The 16,456-nt window shown below is 44.7% G+C and carries 23 protein-coding genes; 6 read left to right on the top strand and 17 right to left on the bottom strand.

All coding sequences use genetic code 11. The annotated features are described in order from the left end of the window. Positions 1-242 precede the first annotated feature (242 nt). Entirely contained in the window at positions 243-1,877 is a 1,635-nt protein-coding gene (locus VL20_RS06585) for an alpha-D-glucose phosphate-specific phosphoglucomutase (RefSeq protein ID WP_052276003.1), read from the top strand. Positions 1,878-1,945: 68 nt separating this feature from the next. Here VL20_RS06585 and VL20_RS06580 read toward each other — a convergent pair whose 3' ends face one another. Genes VL20_RS06580 through VL20_RS06570 form a run of 3 tightly spaced genes read right to left on the bottom strand, consistent with a single transcriptional unit; the run spans position 1,946 to position 4,246 of the window. Then, positions 1,946-2,356 (bottom strand): tellurite resistance TerB family protein, encoded by a 411-nt coding sequence (locus VL20_RS06580; RefSeq protein ID WP_052276002.1) that lies wholly within the window; start codon positions 2,354-2,356, stop codon positions 1,946-1,948. Continuing rightward, the gene (locus VL20_RS06575; protein ID WP_052276001.1) at positions 2,346-3,698 is read right to left on the bottom strand and encodes a 16S rRNA (cytosine(967)-C(5))-methyltransferase; all 1,353 of its coding nucleotides are present in this window, start codon (positions 3,696-3,698) and stop codon (positions 2,346-2,348) included. Before VL20_RS06575 ends, VL20_RS06580 begins: the two co-directional genes overlap by 11 nt. Continuing rightward, positions 3,695-4,246, bottom strand: coding sequence for an alpha/beta hydrolase (locus tag VL20_RS06570; RefSeq protein ID WP_052276000.1), 552 nt, complete (start codon positions 4,244-4,246; stop codon positions 3,695-3,697). Before VL20_RS06570 ends, VL20_RS06575 begins: the two co-directional genes overlap by 4 nt. A gap of 444 nt (positions 4,247-4,690) precedes the next feature. Here VL20_RS06570 and VL20_RS31620 point away from each other — a divergent pair, with 444 nt between their 5' ends. After that, entirely contained in the window at positions 4,691-4,864 is a 174-nt protein-coding gene (locus VL20_RS31620) for a hypothetical protein (protein WP_002787090.1), read from the top strand. Between the two features lie 526 nt (positions 4,865-5,390). Here VL20_RS31620 and VL20_RS06565 read toward each other — a convergent pair. Next, entirely contained in the window at positions 5,391-6,221 is an 831-nt protein-coding gene (locus tag VL20_RS06565; RefSeq protein WP_052275999.1) for a CPBP family intramembrane glutamic endopeptidase, read from the bottom strand. Then, entirely contained in the window at positions 6,214-6,501 is a 288-nt protein-coding gene (clpS, locus tag VL20_RS06560) for an ATP-dependent Clp protease adapter ClpS (protein WP_002738526.1), read from the bottom strand. Before clpS ends, VL20_RS06565 begins: the two co-directional genes overlap by 8 nt. A gap of 336 nt (positions 6,502-6,837) precedes the next feature. Between clpS and VL20_RS06555 the strand changes: the two genes are divergently transcribed. After that, entirely contained in the window at positions 6,838-7,338 is a 501-nt protein-coding gene (locus VL20_RS06555) for a hypothetical protein (protein ID WP_052275998.1), read from the top strand. Between the two features lie 23 nt (positions 7,339-7,361). Beyond that, complete coding sequence (locus tag VL20_RS06550) at positions 7,362-9,470, top strand: tetratricopeptide repeat protein (protein WP_052275997.1); 2,109 nt, start codon at positions 7,362-7,364, stop codon at positions 9,468-9,470. A 132-nt stretch (positions 9,471-9,602) separates the two neighbouring features. Here the strand turns inward: VL20_RS06550 and VL20_RS06545 are convergent, their stop codons facing one another. The 7 genes from VL20_RS06545 to VL20_RS06515 all read right to left on the bottom strand — a co-directional run bounded on the left by VL20_RS06545 (position 9,603) and on the right by VL20_RS06515 (position 13,265). Next, positions 9,603-9,806, bottom strand: coding sequence for a hypothetical protein (locus tag VL20_RS06545; RefSeq protein ID WP_052275996.1), 204 nt, complete (start codon positions 9,804-9,806; stop codon positions 9,603-9,605). A 160-nt stretch (positions 9,807-9,966) separates the two neighbouring features. After that, entirely contained in the window at positions 9,967-10,200 is a 234-nt protein-coding gene (rpmE, locus tag VL20_RS06540; protein WP_002760058.1) for a 50S ribosomal protein L31, read from the bottom strand. 19 nt (positions 10,201-10,219) lie between these two features. Next, complete coding sequence (rpsI, locus tag VL20_RS06535; RefSeq protein WP_002737094.1) at positions 10,220-10,633, bottom strand: 30S ribosomal protein S9; 414 nt, start codon at positions 10,631-10,633, stop codon at positions 10,220-10,222. 4 nt (positions 10,634-10,637) lie between these two features. After that, positions 10,638-11,093: a 50S ribosomal protein L13 gene (gene rplM, locus VL20_RS06530; RefSeq protein WP_002735375.1), complete on the bottom strand. Its 456-nt coding sequence runs from the start codon at positions 11,091-11,093 to the stop codon at positions 10,638-10,640. A 40-nt stretch (positions 11,094-11,133) separates the two neighbouring features. Continuing rightward, positions 11,134-11,949 carry a tRNA pseudouridine(38-40) synthase TruA gene (gene truA / locus VL20_RS06525; protein WP_052275995.1) on the bottom strand — a complete coding sequence of 272 codons (816 nt, stop codon included), beginning with the start codon at positions 11,947-11,949 and terminating at the stop codon, positions 11,134-11,136. Positions 11,950-11,951: 2 nt separating this feature from the next. Beyond that, positions 11,952-12,302, bottom strand: a complete 351-nt coding sequence (gene rplQ, locus VL20_RS06520; protein ID WP_002766099.1) for a 50S ribosomal protein L17 — start codon at positions 12,300-12,302, stop codon at positions 11,952-11,954. A gap of 21 nt (positions 12,303-12,323) precedes the next feature. Continuing rightward, complete coding sequence (locus VL20_RS06515; RefSeq protein WP_002737965.1) at positions 12,324-13,265, bottom strand: DNA-directed RNA polymerase subunit alpha; 942 nt, start codon at positions 13,263-13,265, stop codon at positions 12,324-12,326. Between the two features lie 3 nt (positions 13,266-13,268). Here VL20_RS06515 and VL20_RS31035 point away from each other — a divergent pair, with 3 nt between their 5' ends. Then, on the top strand, positions 13,269-13,442 hold the full coding sequence (locus VL20_RS31035) for a hypothetical protein (protein ID WP_158499321.1): 174 nt from the start codon (positions 13,269-13,271) through the stop codon (positions 13,440-13,442). Positions 13,443-13,458: 16 nt separating this feature from the next. Here the strand turns inward: VL20_RS31035 and rpsK are convergent, their stop codons facing one another. From rpsK to VL20_RS06495, 5 genes are all read right to left on the bottom strand, one after another. Beyond that, entirely contained in the window at positions 13,459-13,851 is a 393-nt protein-coding gene (rpsK, locus tag VL20_RS06510) for a 30S ribosomal protein S11 (protein WP_002735413.1), read from the bottom strand. A gap of 39 nt (positions 13,852-13,890) precedes the next feature. After that, positions 13,891-14,274: a 30S ribosomal protein S13 gene (gene rpsM / locus VL20_RS06505; protein ID WP_002735415.1), complete on the bottom strand. Its 384-nt coding sequence runs from the start codon at positions 14,272-14,274 to the stop codon at positions 13,891-13,893. 93 nt (positions 14,275-14,367) lie between these two features. Beyond that, on the bottom strand, positions 14,368-14,481 hold the full coding sequence (gene rpmJ / locus VL20_RS27470; protein ID WP_012593611.1) for a 50S ribosomal protein L36: 114 nt from the start codon (positions 14,479-14,481) through the stop codon (positions 14,368-14,370). 127 nt (positions 14,482-14,608) lie between these two features. Then, a complete protein-coding gene (gene infA, locus VL20_RS06500; RefSeq protein WP_002737109.1) occupies positions 14,609-14,839 on the bottom strand; it encodes a translation initiation factor IF-1 in 231 nt (76 codons plus the stop codon). 346 nt (positions 14,840-15,185) lie between these two features. Beyond that, on the bottom strand, positions 15,186-15,452 hold the full coding sequence (locus tag VL20_RS06495; protein WP_002736524.1) for a YciI family protein: 267 nt from the start codon (positions 15,450-15,452) through the stop codon (positions 15,186-15,188). A gap of 344 nt (positions 15,453-15,796) precedes the next feature. Here VL20_RS06495 and VL20_RS06490 point away from each other — a divergent pair, with 344 nt between their 5' ends. Further along, positions 15,797-16,348 carry a 2'-5' RNA ligase family protein gene (locus VL20_RS06490; protein ID WP_052275994.1) on the top strand — a complete coding sequence of 184 codons (552 nt, stop codon included), beginning with the start codon at positions 15,797-15,799 and terminating at the stop codon, positions 16,346-16,348. Positions 16,349-16,456: the final 108 nt, after the last annotated feature.

Here is a 16,456-nt window from a genome sequence, read left to right as displayed (position 1 = left end):
TTGGCGTTATTTCAGCTTCTATTTTCAAGTCAGTATTCAGGAGTCAGGAGACTATTTTTATTTGTTTTCCCTTCTCCCCACTTCCCTATCTCCCCCATCTCCCCACTCTCCTAGACTTTTTAAACAGGATTTAGTATGACAGGGGACTCCCCAACTGTTGTCTTTCTTCCCCGATTTCTTGGCTGTCAACCTACTGCTATATACTTAAGTTTACAATTGCGTCAGCCCATCAAGAAAAGACTATGACGATTGAAACCGTTGCCACAAAACCCTTTAGTGACCAAAAACCGGGGACTTCCGGACTGCGAAAATCCGTTCCCGTTTTTCAACAACCCCATTATCTGGAAAATTTTATTCAAGCTATCTTCAATACTTTAGACGGTATCGAGGGTCAAACCCTAGTTGTCGGTGGAGATGGTCGTTATTATAACCGTCAAGCTATTCAAACTATCCTGAAAATCGCCGCCGCTAACGGTATCGGTAGAATACTCGTGGGAACCGATGGTATTGTCTCCACTCCGGCTATTTCTGGCTTAATTCGCGAAAATAACGCTTTTGGCGGTATTGTTCTCTCCGCTAGTCATAACCCCGGCGGTCCAGAGGGGGATTTTGGCATTAAGTACAATATTACTAACGGCGGACCGGCACCGGAAAATATCACCGATGCAATTTATGCCGAGACTAAGGTGATTAGCAGTTATAACATCCTCTCAGGGGCCGATATTAACCTCGATCGCCCCGGTTCCTTTAAACTGGGAACTATGGATGTGGAAGTGATCGATGCGGTTACTCCCTACGTCAAAATGATGGAAAAGATTTTTGATTTCGATCGCATTCAGACCCTACTCACTTCTGGTAAGTTTAAAATGTGCATGGATTCTCTCCATGCGGTGACAGGTCCCTACGCTTATGCCATATTTGAACAGCGTTTAGGCGCGCCCAAAGGTACAGTATTAAATGGTATTCCCCTAGAGGATTTTGGTGGTGGTCATCCCGACCCTAACCTAGTCTATGCCCATGATCTGGTAGAAATTCTCTTTGGTCAAGAGGCTCCGGATTTTGGGGCTGCTTCCGATGGCGATGGCGATCGCAATATGATCCTCGGTCGGAATTTTTTTGTCACCCCCAGTGATAGTTTAGCTGTACTAACAGCCAACGCTCATCTAGTACCGGGCTATCAAAATGGTATCACGGGAGTGGCGCGATCGATGCCCACCAGTGCGGCGGCCGATCGAGTAGCGGCTAAACTGGGAATTGACTGTTATGAAACTCCCACCGGTTGGAAATTCTTCGGTAATTTGTTAGATGCGGGGAAAGCAACCCTTTGCGGGGAGGAAAGTTTCGGCACGGGTTCCAATCATATTCGCGAAAAAGATGGTTTATGGGCGGTTCTTTTCTGGTTAAATATTTTGGCATTTAAAGGGGAATCTGTAGAGGAAATTGTTCGCAGTCATTGGCAAGAATTTGGTCGTAATTTCTATTCTCGTCATGACTATGAAGAAGTCGCCTTAGAACCGGCAAAAGAGATGATGGCACGTCTCCAGAAGCTGGTTTTAGACCTTAAGGGTAAACAATTTGGTAACTATGAAGTGGAATATGCCGATGATTTTAGCTATACGGATCCCGTGGATGGTAGTGTGAGTAAAAATCAAGGTATTCGCATTGGTTTTACCGATGGTTCTCGGATTATTTATCGTCTATCGGGTACGGGAACTAAAGGAGCAACTCTCCGGGTTTATCTAGAAAGTTATGAACCGGACGCAAGTAAACACGATATCGACACCCAAAAGGCCCTACAACCCTTAATTGATTTAGCCGAAAAAATTGGTCAAATTCGTCAATCTACCGGACGGGAACAACCCACAGTTATTACCTAAAATCTAGGGATCAGCTATCAGTTTTTATCGGGGAAATTTTTGACCTGCTCATCACTGATAGCTACTCCTTAATTACTTTCAGTAATTGCTTTGTGGTACAATTTCTGAATTCCCGTCACTAATTTATCTAACATCGATCGATGGCTATCATGAGTCGGATCAAAACTCTGCACTTTGGTTAATAATTTTGCTTCCTGTACGTCCACGTCGTCATCGCTATAGATTAAAGTGCTAATCGATGTTAGTAGATCTTGATAGATTTCTGGACTAGGATTGTCGCCTAAATAGGACTCTAACCATCGATAACATTCACTGGTTTTAACTGGTTTTAGTTCCGATAATAGTGGTTTAATCTCCGGATCATCATCAAGTTTTTCCCTCACAGCTACCTGTCGTAAATAATTTCTTTCTGATGGTTGAATGACACCATCAATCCAAGCAACACCGATGAGAATTTTCAGTAATTGTTTATTTTTCATCCCACACTTCCTTGACTAACTTAGCCATAAAAAAACCGTCTTGATTATGCCGATGGGGTAACACTTCGATCGCTCCCGTTTCTGTATAGTATTCTGAGAAGCATGAATTAGAGTCAGGAGTGGCCATTTTCCAATCGGGATGAGCGGCTAAAAACTGCTCGATCACTCTTTCATTTTCTAACGGATCGAGAGTACAGGTGGCATAAACTAAGATTCCCTTCGGTTTTACCCAAGTGGCAGCCGAGGCTAAAAGTTCCCCCTGTCGTTTGGCTAGTACAGGTAAATTTTCGGGTGTTTGTCGCCAACGTATATCAGGACGCTTGTGCAGGGTTCCCAATCCTGAACAGGGAGCATCGATTAGTACACGATCGGCGATGCCGTGCCACTGGGGACGATCGCGACTATCCCCTAGATGTATTTCGATCGCTTTTAAGTCTAATCTTTTAATATTGGCTTCTAACTGTCGTAAACGGGATGCCGTTTGATCACAGGCTAATATTCTACCCCGATCGCCCATTAATTCGGCAATATGAGTGGTTTTTCCCCCCGGTGCTGCACAAGCGTCGATAATTGTCTCTCCGGGCTGGGGATCGAGGAGATAAGTGACTAATTGGGCGCTAATATCCTGTAGGGTGTAATTTCCGGCTCGAAATCCCTCTAAACGCTCAATATTGCCTAAACCAGAGGTTAAACGGCAAGCTAGAGGTAATTTAAGATGATGAAAAGTTATATTGGCTGATTCTAACTCATTTTCTAGGGCTTCTCGGCTAGTTTTCAGGGGATTAATCCGAATATCGAGGTCAGGAGAGCGATTAAACCATTGACACAGTTGTTCCGTTTCCGTAACACTAAAGCGATCTAACCACAATTGCACCAACCAATCGGGGAAACTGTGGAGAATACCCAATCTAGAAGCGGTATTTTCCGGCAAAATTAAAGGATCGTCGCCATTAGCAGTTAAACGGAGATATTGCCGCAGCATTCCGTTAACCACCGCCGCTAATTTGCCTAAATGACTGATTTTAGTTAATTCTACCGCCGTATTCACCGCCGCTGATGGGGGAATCTGGGATAGATAACGCAGTTGATAAAGACCAATATGGACAATTCGCCGTAAATCTGGGGGTTGCTGGGCCGCAGTTTTTTTCCCCAGGCGATCAAGCAGCGCATCCAAAGTTCTTTGTCGGCGCATTATACCATAAACAATCTCCGTTGTCAAGGCTTTGTCAAGACAATTTAAGGAACTAGCGGACAAATGGCGATCAAGAGCGCGATCGGGATAGGCGGAGGAGCGATCGATATCGCGTAAAATCAGCAAAGCCAGTTGACGAGCATTATTCATGCCGTTTCCAGACGATTGCGGAGGAATTGGCGTAATATAGTCAGCGCCGGAATCGGGATTTCGTGGCCCATATTTAACTCGTGATATTCGACGTTAACCCCCAAACCAAGCAGTAAATCTCTGGCTTGACGAGCAGCAGTGATAGGAACGACGGGATCCTGCTTACCATGAACAATTAAGACATTTTGTGGTCCTTGGGGATGGGGTTCACTGTGCAGATAACCACTCAAGGAACCCAATCCCGCCAAGGGTAAGGATAAACCCACATCCAGCGTCATCGCTCCTCCTTGGGAAAAACCGGTCAAAAAAGTCCGCTCTAGGGGAATACCGGTAGTTGCCTCTAGGGAAATAATCCAATCGTGCAACTGTTGACGACTAGCGACTAAACCTTGATAATCGGAGGTTTCTAACGCATACCAGGCGCGTCCCCCCGGCACTTGCGGATGATCGAAGGGAGCATTAGGAAACAAAAATTGACAATCAGCCAGATCCAGCATCGATGCAAGGGGGGCCAGATCCATGGCATCAGCACCCCAACCGTGCAGCATGATCACTAGATAGCGAGCGGGATTTTCCGGGGAAGGGGGAATGACAATCGGGTTAAAAGACAGAGTTTTTTCCTCGCAATTCTTTTTTATCTCTATTCTATAGCGATTTTCCCGGCAGTGAGATGGGTGTGGGGGAGTCTTTTCAGTGATCAGTGATTAGTAACCAGTAATCAACAATGTTCGACCGTTCCGGTTAAATAGCGGATGGGGTCGGCAAAGGGAATAAACAGATTATCTTCAAACTGACTGAAAATCTGTTCTAAGTAGTCGGACATAAATTCTGTTGTCTATCTTAAGACCCACATTCCGCACTTTATGATTAAGTCGCAATAACGCCACCAAGAAAAACTGATTGAACCGACAAAATTTGTTGAGATTAGAGAATTTTTACATCTGACTTCACCAAGAGTAATTTGACAGAAGCAAGGATCGCTCAAGTTAGACATGGTTAAACTAAGGTGTCCTAATTTATTAGAGACTTTTCGGAGAAAAAGTTTTTTCTGGGATTGGCTTAAACTGAATTTGCTCAATTTGATTCTCAACTTACTTGGTAGTGATTTTGGCAATAAATCGAAAAATATTGAAGAATATCAAGAATCTCCTCAGTTAAATTACTGATCGGGCTTTGAGCATTAATTTTTACTAAATGAATCCCCTGTAAAACCTGAAATATCCATCTTAAAGTTGGTTTATCTAAAGAAGTATTGAATGTTCAATGGTTTAAACAAGAACTAGAAAAATTAGTTGTGGAGAATTCTCCTGCTGATTTAAGTAGGTGGGTGGAATTAAATATAAGATGAACGTAGGTTGGGTTGAAGCATGAAACCCAACGCCCGCTCATGTTATGCTACCGTTAACCCATCCTACAAATAATTGTGCCTCCCTACTTAACTACAAAATTATCTTTCTTGGCACTATTAGGTTTTATAGGATTTATTATTTGGTCATTATGGCAACCAAAAACTACTAATGTCGTGGTGACACCCTCACCTAGTATTCCAGAAATTTGTGATAAACGAGATTTTAATATCAGCTTAGACAGGACTATTCAACAACTGCAAGAATTGGAAAGGAAACAAGGTGATCAGTTTTCGGCTATAACTCTCATGGGCAATTTCCCCTTTATAGTAATTGATTTAATCCCTTATCGTTCACTCAAAACTGCTTTTTTTCTGATCCAGATAGCGAGAATTGTCAGGAAAAGTAAACCCATCACTCCCGCTAAAGGATTTTTATCGATTCCAGTTAACCAATCGGGAACAGTACCAGTGTATTTAATTAACTGACCCACATTTAATATATAGTATGCCCAGATTAAACCCCCGTGCAGACCGATACTTTTACCCAAACTACCACCACAGGCGCGTTTTGCCCAACCGAGAATCAATCCTAGGAGGACTAAGGCAGGAAATTGGGGAAAAATGCGGATAATTTCGGCTAAAGGTTTAATAAAGTGAGCAAGCGCGAAAATTAAGGCACTAATCACTAGAGCGATAGCAGGACGATAATCCTTTTCTAATTCTCCCAGTAACCAGCCCCGAAATAGCAATTCTTCGGCAAAACCCACCGCTAAAGCGACTAAAAACCCCTCCAGGATGATTTTGCTGATCTGGGGATTTGCGGGTAAGAAATTTAACCAACCTAGGAACGCTTGGGACAGAAAAAGCGAGAAAGTGAAAAATAAACCGATCGCTAACCCGTTAATTAACTCGATCGGCGTTTTTCTTCGCCAAATCAACCCATAATCGGCTAATCCCTCATCACCATAAATTGTCCGTCCCCACCAATGGGATAACCCCAAAAATTCCAGATAGAGAACAGAAAGGGTCAAAATTGAGACCAGATTAGCATTAGTGGCAAAAAAGTGATAGAGGGGAAGTGCGATCGGCAACCAGAGAAAAAGTAAGAGCAAAATAAAAATTCCCAGTCGCAGGGGGACTGGGTAAGTGGCAATTACCCGCAATCTTTTATTCATCGGGTTCGATACTGCTGGTTAAACCTTTATTTTTCAAGGTTTCACAGTAAAATTCCGCGTGTTCTTGGATGCAGGTAATCACCAAGGCCGTACCATTAGTGTGCGCTTCCATCATGATATCAACTGCTTGGGGTTGCGTCATACCGGCGATCGTTTGCATTAAACTCTGAACCACATACTCCATCGAGTTAAAGTCGTCATTGTGGAGTAAAACGCGATAACGCGGTGCTGGTTTACGGATTGTCGCTGTGGAACGCTTTTCGATGACTTCTGTGGACACCGTGTCTCTCCTTTGAATCTATATCACAAATAAAGGTCAATTACTAATGATCATAATCAAAATTTCCAGATTGAGCTAGGCTTTTTCTGTGATCCGTGAGGGGTTGGGTGTTGGGGAGTGGGGGACAGCCAAAGGAATGACATTTTTAGATGGATAAGTAGCTGGTTATAATTAAATTAAAAATCGATTTTAGGTTCGATCCCCCCTGCCCCCTTGATAAGGGGGGTGCCGATCCCCCCTTAGTCCCCCCTTGATAAGGGGGGTATCTGACAACTTTTAACGCCTACCTACTTAGATCATAATTGAATTAATTGGCTAATTTAAGCTTATTTTCCCATGGCTACTGGCGAATTACAAAATCTCGATAAAAATATTCAACGCTTGAAAGAACAATTAGCGGAAAAGCGAAACACTTTAGTCACAATTGCACCGGAAGAACAAGTTAGGATCAAGCAGCAGATCGAAGATTTACGCCGACAAATTCGGAATTTTGAACGAGAAAAATGGGATTTAATCGCCAGCGAGAGTCAAGAAGCATCTTTTCCTGATGCCGAGGTAATGGTAGCAGAAATTGTCACAGAATTGACGGCAATTACCACAGAACCGCCCCGTGAACTTGCTTCTGTACAAATCTTAGAATTATTAAACCAAATTCTGGCTAAACTCAATCAACCAGAGGGACCAGCAGCAGCCAAATTAAAAGCGGCTATATCTACTATACCTCCTTTTGTTTCCCTGACCTACGAGGCGGAATTAGATACTGAGTCAACTTTTAAGCGTTATTTTCCCACATTTAATCGTGTGATTGCAGGGGTGAAAAATCGTCTAAAAAAGTAAGTAATCCCTCTATCCCTAGTAATGTGGGCAAAAGTACGGTTAATTTTGTCGGGAGGGAAGATGAGTTAACCTTAATTCATCAGCAATTGCAAACAGAACAAGGGGTGATTGTTTGTGCAGTGGAAGGGTTAGGGGGAATAGGAAAAACCGCTTTAGCTTTGGAATATGCGAAACGATACCAACAGGAATACGCGGCACAATATTGGTTATCCTTACGACTATCGGGTTTAGCAGAAGAAATAGTTAAATTAGCCGCTCCCTATCTATCTTTACCAGAAATATTGAAAAAAGAATCTTTAGAAAAACAAGTGTACTGGTATTGGCAAAATTGGCTACCTCAGCAGGGAAAATTATTATTAATTCTCGATGATGTCCCCAATATCGACCGAATTCCCGATCGAATGTTACCAAAAGATTCTAGGATTAAGATATTAGTCACCACTAGGGAAAGGTGTCTTAGTACGGAATTTGAGTCTATAGCTTTAGATGTTTTACCCTTAGATAAATGTGTAGAGTTATTAACCAAAATTGTTGGCACTGCTAAAGTTGAGAAAGAAAAAGCTTTAGTAGAACAGATTTGTCACGAAATTTTAGGACGCTTAACCTTAGCAGTGGAGTTGGTGGGGGAATATTTAGCAAAAAATCGTCATTTAAAGTTTAGCCATTTACGCGATAAATTAAATTTAGCTCATACTGCTTTAACTAAGGAAAGAAACCACAGAGATTATGGACATTTAGGAGTAGCAGCCGCAATTAAAATCAGTTGGGATGATTTAAGTTCTGCTGGTCAAAAAGTGGCAATGCTGTTGAGTTTATTCGCACCAGTGGCTATTGCTTGGACGTTGCTAGAAGATACGGCAAAATCCACGGAAATTACCGAAAGCGAACTAGAAGAAGCGCGGGGACAATTGGATAATTCTCATCTGATGCAACCCGTGGATGAGGACTATTCTTTTTATCGGATTCATCCCCTCGTGAGAGAATTTTTTCAAGAGAAATTACAGGCAATTCCTCAGATAAATTCTCTTTATCGATGCGCTTTTGTGGAAACTTTGTTAACCATTGCTAAAACTATCCCGCAAACCCCCACAAGGGAGATTATTGCAGCGGTAACTCCCGCAATTCCCCATCTGCAACTTGTCAGTCAAACCATGTTAGATGATATTCCCAACCCGGAAGATAATTTAATTTTGGTGTTTCTTGGGGTAGCTTTGTTTTATAAGGGACAGGGAGAATATGATTTAGCAGCAGTTCCCTTCACAAAATGTTGTGAAGAAATCCAATCTCGCTTAGGAGAAAACCATCCAATTGTTGCTGCCAGTCTCAATAATTTAGCAGGATTATACCGCTGCCAAGGCAGATACGCAGAAGCGGAACCCTTGTATAAGCGCTCCGTTTCTCTGATAGGACAGCTATTAGGAGAAAACCATCCTAGTGTTGCTACCAGTGTCAATAATTTAGCACTCTTATATCAATGCCAAGGCAGATACATAGAAGCAGAATCGTTGTATAAGCACTCCCTTTCTCTAAGGGAACAGCTATTAGGAGAAAACCATCTCGATGTTGCACAAAGTCTCAATAATTTAGTAGTGCTATACGAATACCAAGGCAGATACATAGAAGCGGAACCCTTGTGTAAGAGATGCCTTTCTCTGATAGAACAGCTATTAGGAGAAAACAATCTCTATTTTGCTACCATTCTCAATAATTTAGCGGAATTATACCGCTTCCAAGGCAGATACGCAGAAGCGGAACCCTTGTCTAAGAGATGCCTTTCTCTGAAAGAACAGCTATTAGGAGAAAACCATCCCGATGTTGCACAAAGTCTCAATAATTTAGCTTTTTTGTACCAATGCCAAGGCAAATACGCAGAAGCGGAACTGTTGTATAAGCGCTCCCTTTCTCTGCGGGAACAGCGATTAGGAGAAAACCATCCTAGTGTTGCTACCAGTCTCAATAATTTAGCAGAATTATACAAATACCAAGGCAGATACGCAGAAGCGGAACCGTTGTATGTGAGAGCTATTGCTATTTATCAAGAAAGATTAGGAGAAAATCATCCCGATACCCCAAAAGTAAGGCAAAATTTTATGATTCTGTTGTCGCGATTATCCGATGAAGAATTACAGTAAAGATTCCCCGATGAGATAGTTAATCTGTTAAAAAGTATCAGGTAGGTAAAAATATATATATCTCCTTCCCCGGTTTTACTGGGGAACGCTCAGTTTCCGGGATATCCTAACCAAGCTTCTCAATCTTCTAGTTCAGAGAAATCGAATAAAGCTGCTGCCTTCCTTTAAATACGCGCAAAAAAGTCCCGTACAACTGGCAAAATTTTGTCTTTGCTCTGTATCTTTTATTTGCTTGACTTTTTGAGCAACTTGTGCTAATAAATCTGGGAGCGAGTCTAAAAATAGGGTGTAGGCAACGGTATGCGATCGCCAATACCGCATCAGATTATACTTCATCTTTATGAGAAAAGCTGTATGAAGACAGGCACTGATGCAAAAGGGAGAATAAATAATCAGTTTTTAATAACCGGATTTAGTATGACCCTAGCAGCCTAAAAATAGCAAAAAACCCGGTGGGAAAATCTCCCCACCGGGTCAAAAAGGCAAAAGTAAAGAATTATTTCTGATCGGCCTTTTTGCTTGACTTATCGCCCATTTTGTACTTACGCAAGAAGCGATCGACCCGGCCCTCCGTATCGATCATCTTCTGGGTTCCCGTATAAAAAGGATGATTACCAGACCAAACCTCCACATGAATTTCTGGTTTTGTCGAACCCACCGTCATCACCAGTTCACCATTACAGATCACCTTAGCTTCCGGATACCAAGTAGGATGAATTTTTTTCGGCATAATAAACCTCTCTATTAACCTAACGTTTCGAGTATTGAGGCGCTTTACGCGCTTTGTGAAGACCGTATTTTTTCCGTTCCTTCGCCCGGGGATCCCGAGTCAGATAACCTTCACTCTTGAGGGGAGGACGATTTTCCGGGGCCAATTGACACAAAGCTCTAGCGACACCCAATTTCACCGCGTCCGCTTGGCCGGTCAAACCACCGCCCTCGGCCTTAACGATGATATCATACTCGTTTTCCAGTCCCAAGGTCTCCAGAGGAGCCTTAATCGTCTGGATATAGGTGGGAATACGGTTAAAATGGGTTTCCCCATCGCGACCGTTAACGGTAATTGCCCCCGTCCCCGGCACGAGACGCACGGAAGCGACCGCCGATTTGCGTCGTCCCGTTCCCCAATAAACTACCTTATTTTTACTGTCCGTGGCTTGCATTGACTTAATTTCCTCCTGCGGGAATCGTATTAATCGCTAAAACTTCCGGTTGTTGTGCCTGATGGGGATGTTCCGCACCGGCATAAACTTTCAGTTTCGTGAACAATTTCCGACCTAAGCTATTTTTCGGGAGCATTCCCTTAACAGCGTGTTCGATAATCCGTTCGGGAATGCGTTTTTGCAGTTTATCGAAGCTTTCTACCTTCATACCACCCGGTCTGCCGGAGTCGCGGCGATAAACTTTCTGTTGGCGTTTTTTGCCCGTCACCGTCACTTTTTCAGCGTTAATAACAATGACAAAATCCCCCGTATCCAGATGGGGGGTGAAGGTGGCTTTATTTTTGCCCCGTAGAATCATTGCGATCTCGGTGGCCAGACGACCTAGACGCTGATCGGCCGCATCAATGACGTACCATTTCTGCTCTAGAGTCTCTAAATTTGGTAGAGGTGTTTTGTTCATGGTCAGTTTGCCTTGGTTTACAAAAATAAACTTTTAATCTCTATGCTCGGAAATAATAAAGAGGCTGAGTCTCGAACCAGACGCTATCGGCAAAGGGAAAATCGGCGTAACCCACCCGCAGTAAACATAGTCCTTTAGCTGGTGCGGCGTATTTGACCAATTCTCGGCGCTGATTGACCCAGATGTCGGTAAAGTTTTCTAGCGATCGCTCACCAGTTCCCACCTCCACCAACATTCCCACCAATAGGCGCACCATCCCGTATAAAAAGCCATTGGCTTGGATTTCCATCTGTACAAACGGCCCTTGACGGTAGCACTCCACCCCCTGTACTTCTACCCAAGAATGGTCACGACTAGAGTTGGCACGGTGAAAGGCGGCTAGATGGTGCTTACCCAATAAGGGAGCCAGGGCCCTGGCCATCAAATCGGCATCGAGGGGACGATGGTAGTAGTGCCAACTAAAGGGGCTAACAAAGAGATTGGGGATGGGGTCCGTATAGAGGGTGTAACGATAACGTCGCCAGAGGGCTGAGAAACGGGCGTGCCAGCGATCGGGAACCCGGGCCGAGGCCCGAATGACGATATCGTCATCTAGCCGAGCATTGAGAACCTTGGCCCAATGGGCAGGTGGGATCGGACTCTGCTGCTGGAAATGGGCAACCTGGGCGGCGGCGTGAACACCGCTATCGGTACGTCCGGCCCCGTGCAGAGTGACCGCATGACCGAGAATATCGGCCAGAGCCTTCTCGATTTCTTCCTGCACACTCCTGTGATGGGGTTGCCGTTGCCAGCCGTGGAAATTAGTTCCCACATACTGGATAACTAGGGCGATCCGCGACTGGGGGCAAGCTGTCATCGTTACATCAGTTCGATAATCGCCATAGGGGCATTATCCCCGCGACGGCGCAGGGTACGCACTACCCTGGTATAACCGCCGTTACGGTTGCCATAACGGGCTTGGGCGCCTTCAAAGAGGGCGTGAACCAGTTGTTTGTCGTAGATGTAGCCCATGGCTTGGCGACGGGCGCTCAGGGAACCGTCTTTAGCTAGGGTGATAATGTGGTCTACCTCTGCTCGCACCGCTTTTGCTTTCGCTAGGGTGGTGGTGATCTGACCGTGGCGAATTAGCTGGGTGGCCAAGCTGCGCAGCAGTGCCTTTCTTTGGTCAGCCGGCAGACCCAATTGAGGCACTTTACACCGATGTCTCATAGTATTTTCCTGGAATTGGGTTTACTTGCTTTTTTCTTGGGGTAGGGTGATGCCTAACCGTTTTTGTAGGGCTTCAATGACTTCTTCCGCCGATTTCTGCCCAAAGTTTTTGATTTCTAAGAGATCTTCTTGGCTGTAATCGAGGAGGTCGGCTACGGTGTTGATCTGCGCTCGCTTCAGGCAATTGTAGGCGCGCACAGATAATTGTAGTTCCTCGATCGGAATTTGGTTTTCTTGGTTGATCTCTTGGTCGTCAAAGTTACCTGAGGATTCGAGGGCGTTGAGATCCTTGAGCGGGTTAAAGAGATTAACCAGCATATCGGCCGCTTGGGAAAGGGCTTCTTTGGGGTTAATGCTCCCGTTTGTCCAAATTTCTAAGAGCAGACGATCTCTAGCTTGACCGCTTTCGGAACGGATATCTTCGACGCTGTAGTTGACTTTGGTTACGGGCATAAAAATCGAGTCGATTTGCAGAAAGTCTAGCGAAGTGGCCTCCTCTTTACTGCGATCGATCGCCCGGTAGCCTTTGCCTTTTTCCACGCGAAATTCCATCTCTAGCTTGGCCCCTTCGGCTAGGGTGGCGACGTACTGATTGCGATCAACTATCTCGATTTCTGAGGGTAAATCGAATTGTGCCGCCACTACTGTCGCCGGTCCAGTTGCCACTAAACGCCCGATCTGGGTTTGATTGGTGTAGCTTTTGAGGATGATTTCTTTCATGTTGAGCATGAGTTCCATCACGTCCTCGCGTACCCCCTCGACGGTGGCAAATTCGTGATTGACTCCCGCAATCCGCAGGGCCGTCACGGCCGCTCCTTCCAGATTGGAAATGAGAATCCGTCTCAGGGCATTACCTACGGTCGTACCCTGGCCTCTTTCCAGAGGTTCTAGTACGAATTTACTGTACTGACTCTGATTCTTGTAAGTTTTTGCTTCTACACACTCGATTTGAAATTGCGCCACCGATTGACCTCCCTTGTTCAGTTTTCAGTTATCAGTTATCAGTTATCAGTTTTCTTTGGCTTTCAGCGTTTAGCGTTTGGCGTTCAGCTTTTTGAGCAGATGGTCTTTGACGACCGGATTCTGCTGCTGATGCGCTCAAAGCTAACGGCTGTCGGCCTCAAGATCCCTGTCACCTGAAAAAGCTGTTCACTGTTTACACTCTCCGGCGTTTGGGAGGACGACAACCATTGTGGGGGATGGGAGTCACGTCCCGGATCAGGGTGATTTCTAATCCTGCTCCTTGCAGGGCCCGGATTGCGGTTTCCCGTCCTGCCCCGGGGCCACTAACCATCACTTCTAGTTGACGCATTCCCTGTTCGATCGCTCGGCGGGCGGCGTTATCGGCGGCGGTTTGGGCGGCGAAGGGGGTTCCTTTTTTGGCTCCTTTAAAACCACTCGATCCCGCCGATGCCCAAGAGATCACATCGCCTTTGGTATCGGCGATCGTGACAATGGTATTGTTGAAGGTCGATTGAATGTGAGCGACTCCGGTAGGAATATTTTTCTTCTGTTTTTTCGGTCCGGTTTTTTTGGTTGGTCGCGCCATAGTTTTTCTTGATTGGGGGATATCGCAATGAATAAAAAATTATTTCTTGGAGGGGGCTTTTTTCTTCCCTGCCACTGTCACCCGACGACCGCGACGGGTCCGCGCATTGGTTCGCGTCCGTTGCCCGCGCACGGGTAATCCTAGCCGATGCCGACGACCCCGATAGGTGCCGATATCGGCGAGGCGTTTGATGTTCATCGCCTCCCAGCGTCTCAAATCCCCCTCGATTTGATAATTTGTTTCGATATAAGTCCGTAGCGCCGCCACGTCTTCATCGCTGAGATCCTTGACCCGAGTGTCAGGGTTAACACCCGTCGCAGATAAGACTTCTTGGGAACGCGATAGACCCACTCCGTAGAGGTAGGTCAGGGCGATTTCCACACGCTTATCGCGAGGTAGGTCTACACCAGCTATCCTTGCCACGCTTTTTTTTTCTCCCTATGAACGATTTTTTTTCCAAAAACGACTACAATTAACGGTAACGATTCTCTGCCCCAAGACAGTGACTTTGGTGGGTTAACCTTGTCTCTGCTTGTGTTTGGGGTTAGAACAAATTACCATGACTCGACCGCGCCGACGGATGACGCGGCACTTTTCGCACATTTTTTTGACAGACGCTCTAACTTTCATGCCTAAGTATTCTGGCAACACTGCAAGCTTATTATTATATCAGATTTGTTTTACCCGTGTCACCTATTTTTTTAAAATAAATTTGGCCGCTTATTAGACTTTTTGGCTTCTCTGCCCCTATTTATCGCTATTTTTTTTGATTTTTCAGGCGATAGGTGATTCTGCCTTTGGTTAGGTCGTAGGGGGTCAGTTCCACTTTGACTCGATCGCCGGGGAGGATTTTGATATAATTACGTCGGATTTTGCCAGATATATGGGCTAAGACGTTGAAACCGTTATCTAAATCCACCCTAAACATGGCGTTGGGCAAAGATTCGGTGACGGTTCCTTCCATTTCGATGAGATCTTGTTTAGACAAAGTTAATTCCTCAATTTCACTAGAGACAATTTAATTTAATGATCGGCAGCAGCAACCGTGCTTTCAGCACAATTCCCCCAGTATAGCTTATCAGTTATCAGTGATCAGTAATCAGTAATCAGATGTGAGTTTTCAGTCCACAGCAAAAAAGCTCCCCATCTCCCCACTCCCCCCGCAACGCGCACGAAGTGGTCTCCCGACTCCCGACCCCCATCTCCCCACTCCCAGGCAGTATTAACGAGTAATATTTAGATAATCAACAGCTTAACATTGCTGTGTTTTCACTGATGACTGATGACTGATGACTGATGACTGATTACTGATTACTGTTCCCTGAAAAGCTAGATTACTCGACGACAATTCGCCATTCATGGAGTTCGTATTCCACACAACCATTCTCGATTAAAGGATCGCGAACTATAATTGCTTGAGCCTCCTCAAGAGAATCGGCCTTAAATAATAACATTCCGCCGCCCCTTTCTGCCCAATAACCGGTTTTTGCTGCTCGTCCTTGGCTAATTAAATCACGCACATAGTCCTTATGGGCGCTGACATAGCGATCGAAGGTAGTTTTATCAACAATGCCTTTTTCTATCTTGACAAACCAGGGCATAAATTTCCAGTAGGCTAGGACGGATTAACAACCCTATAATTATACCGATTAATCTTGGCCGTCGATGCTGCCATGTAACAGAGCTAAGCTCTTCCTAATTTAAATTGCTTGTTGAGACGAGGCAAGGGGCAAGAGGCACTCATGCAACCCCCCCAACCCTAGTAGGGTTGATTCATGAATCAACCCTACCTTGAATCAACCCTACTAGCAGGGGGACGAGGGAGATTCGGCTAATCTAAGAATAAGCGGTTTAAATACGTCTTAGCTTATACAATTAGCTTAGAGTTGTGGAAGACTGCTAGAATCGAGGTGACAGCCTCATTTCTGTAGCTTTGCTTGCTTCCATGAATCAACCCCAGGGATCTCTATTTTTTATCGCGCTTTTGCCGCCGCCAGAAGTACAGGAAATTGCCACAAAAATCAAGTTAGAGTTTGCAGAAATTTACAATAGTTGCGCCGCCCTGAAATCGCCTCCCCACGTCACTCTCCAACCCCCTTTCCGCTGGAATTTAGGACAATTACCGGATTTAGAAAGATGTTTAGAGGAATTTGCCCGCTTGCACGCTCCTATTCCCCTAATTCTCCAGAATTTTGCCGCCTTTAAACCGCGAGTCATTTATATTAATGTCCAGAAAACGCCAGAATTATTAACCCTGCAAAAACGGCTTTTACAGCAGCTAGAATCTTCCCTGAATATCATTGATAATGTCTCAAAAAGCCGAGCTTTTTCGCCCCATTTAACCGTTGGCTTCCGAGATTTAACTAAAGATAATTTCTGGAAAGCTTGGTCAAAATATGCTAATCAAGAGCTATTTTTTGAGGTGATGATCGATGAAATTACCCTCCTAATTCATAACGGTAAGCACTGGGAAATTTATCGGCAATTTTCTCTATGAATCTAGACCCTTGCAGGTTTCTATCTACAGAGGAAGGGGTTCTAGTGCTAAAATAGGAGAGAGCAGCTTTAAAAGCTTTATTTCTGGCTTTTTTGCGATATTTTAACC

Source organism: Microcystis panniformis FACHB-1757 (genome assembly GCF_001264245.1).
Taxonomy (GTDB): domain Bacteria; phylum Cyanobacteriota; class Cyanobacteriia; order Cyanobacteriales; family Microcystaceae; genus Microcystis; species Microcystis panniformis.
The sequence above is the reverse complement of the archived record's forward strand: the minus strand, read 5'-3'. Positions and strand labels throughout refer to the sequence as shown.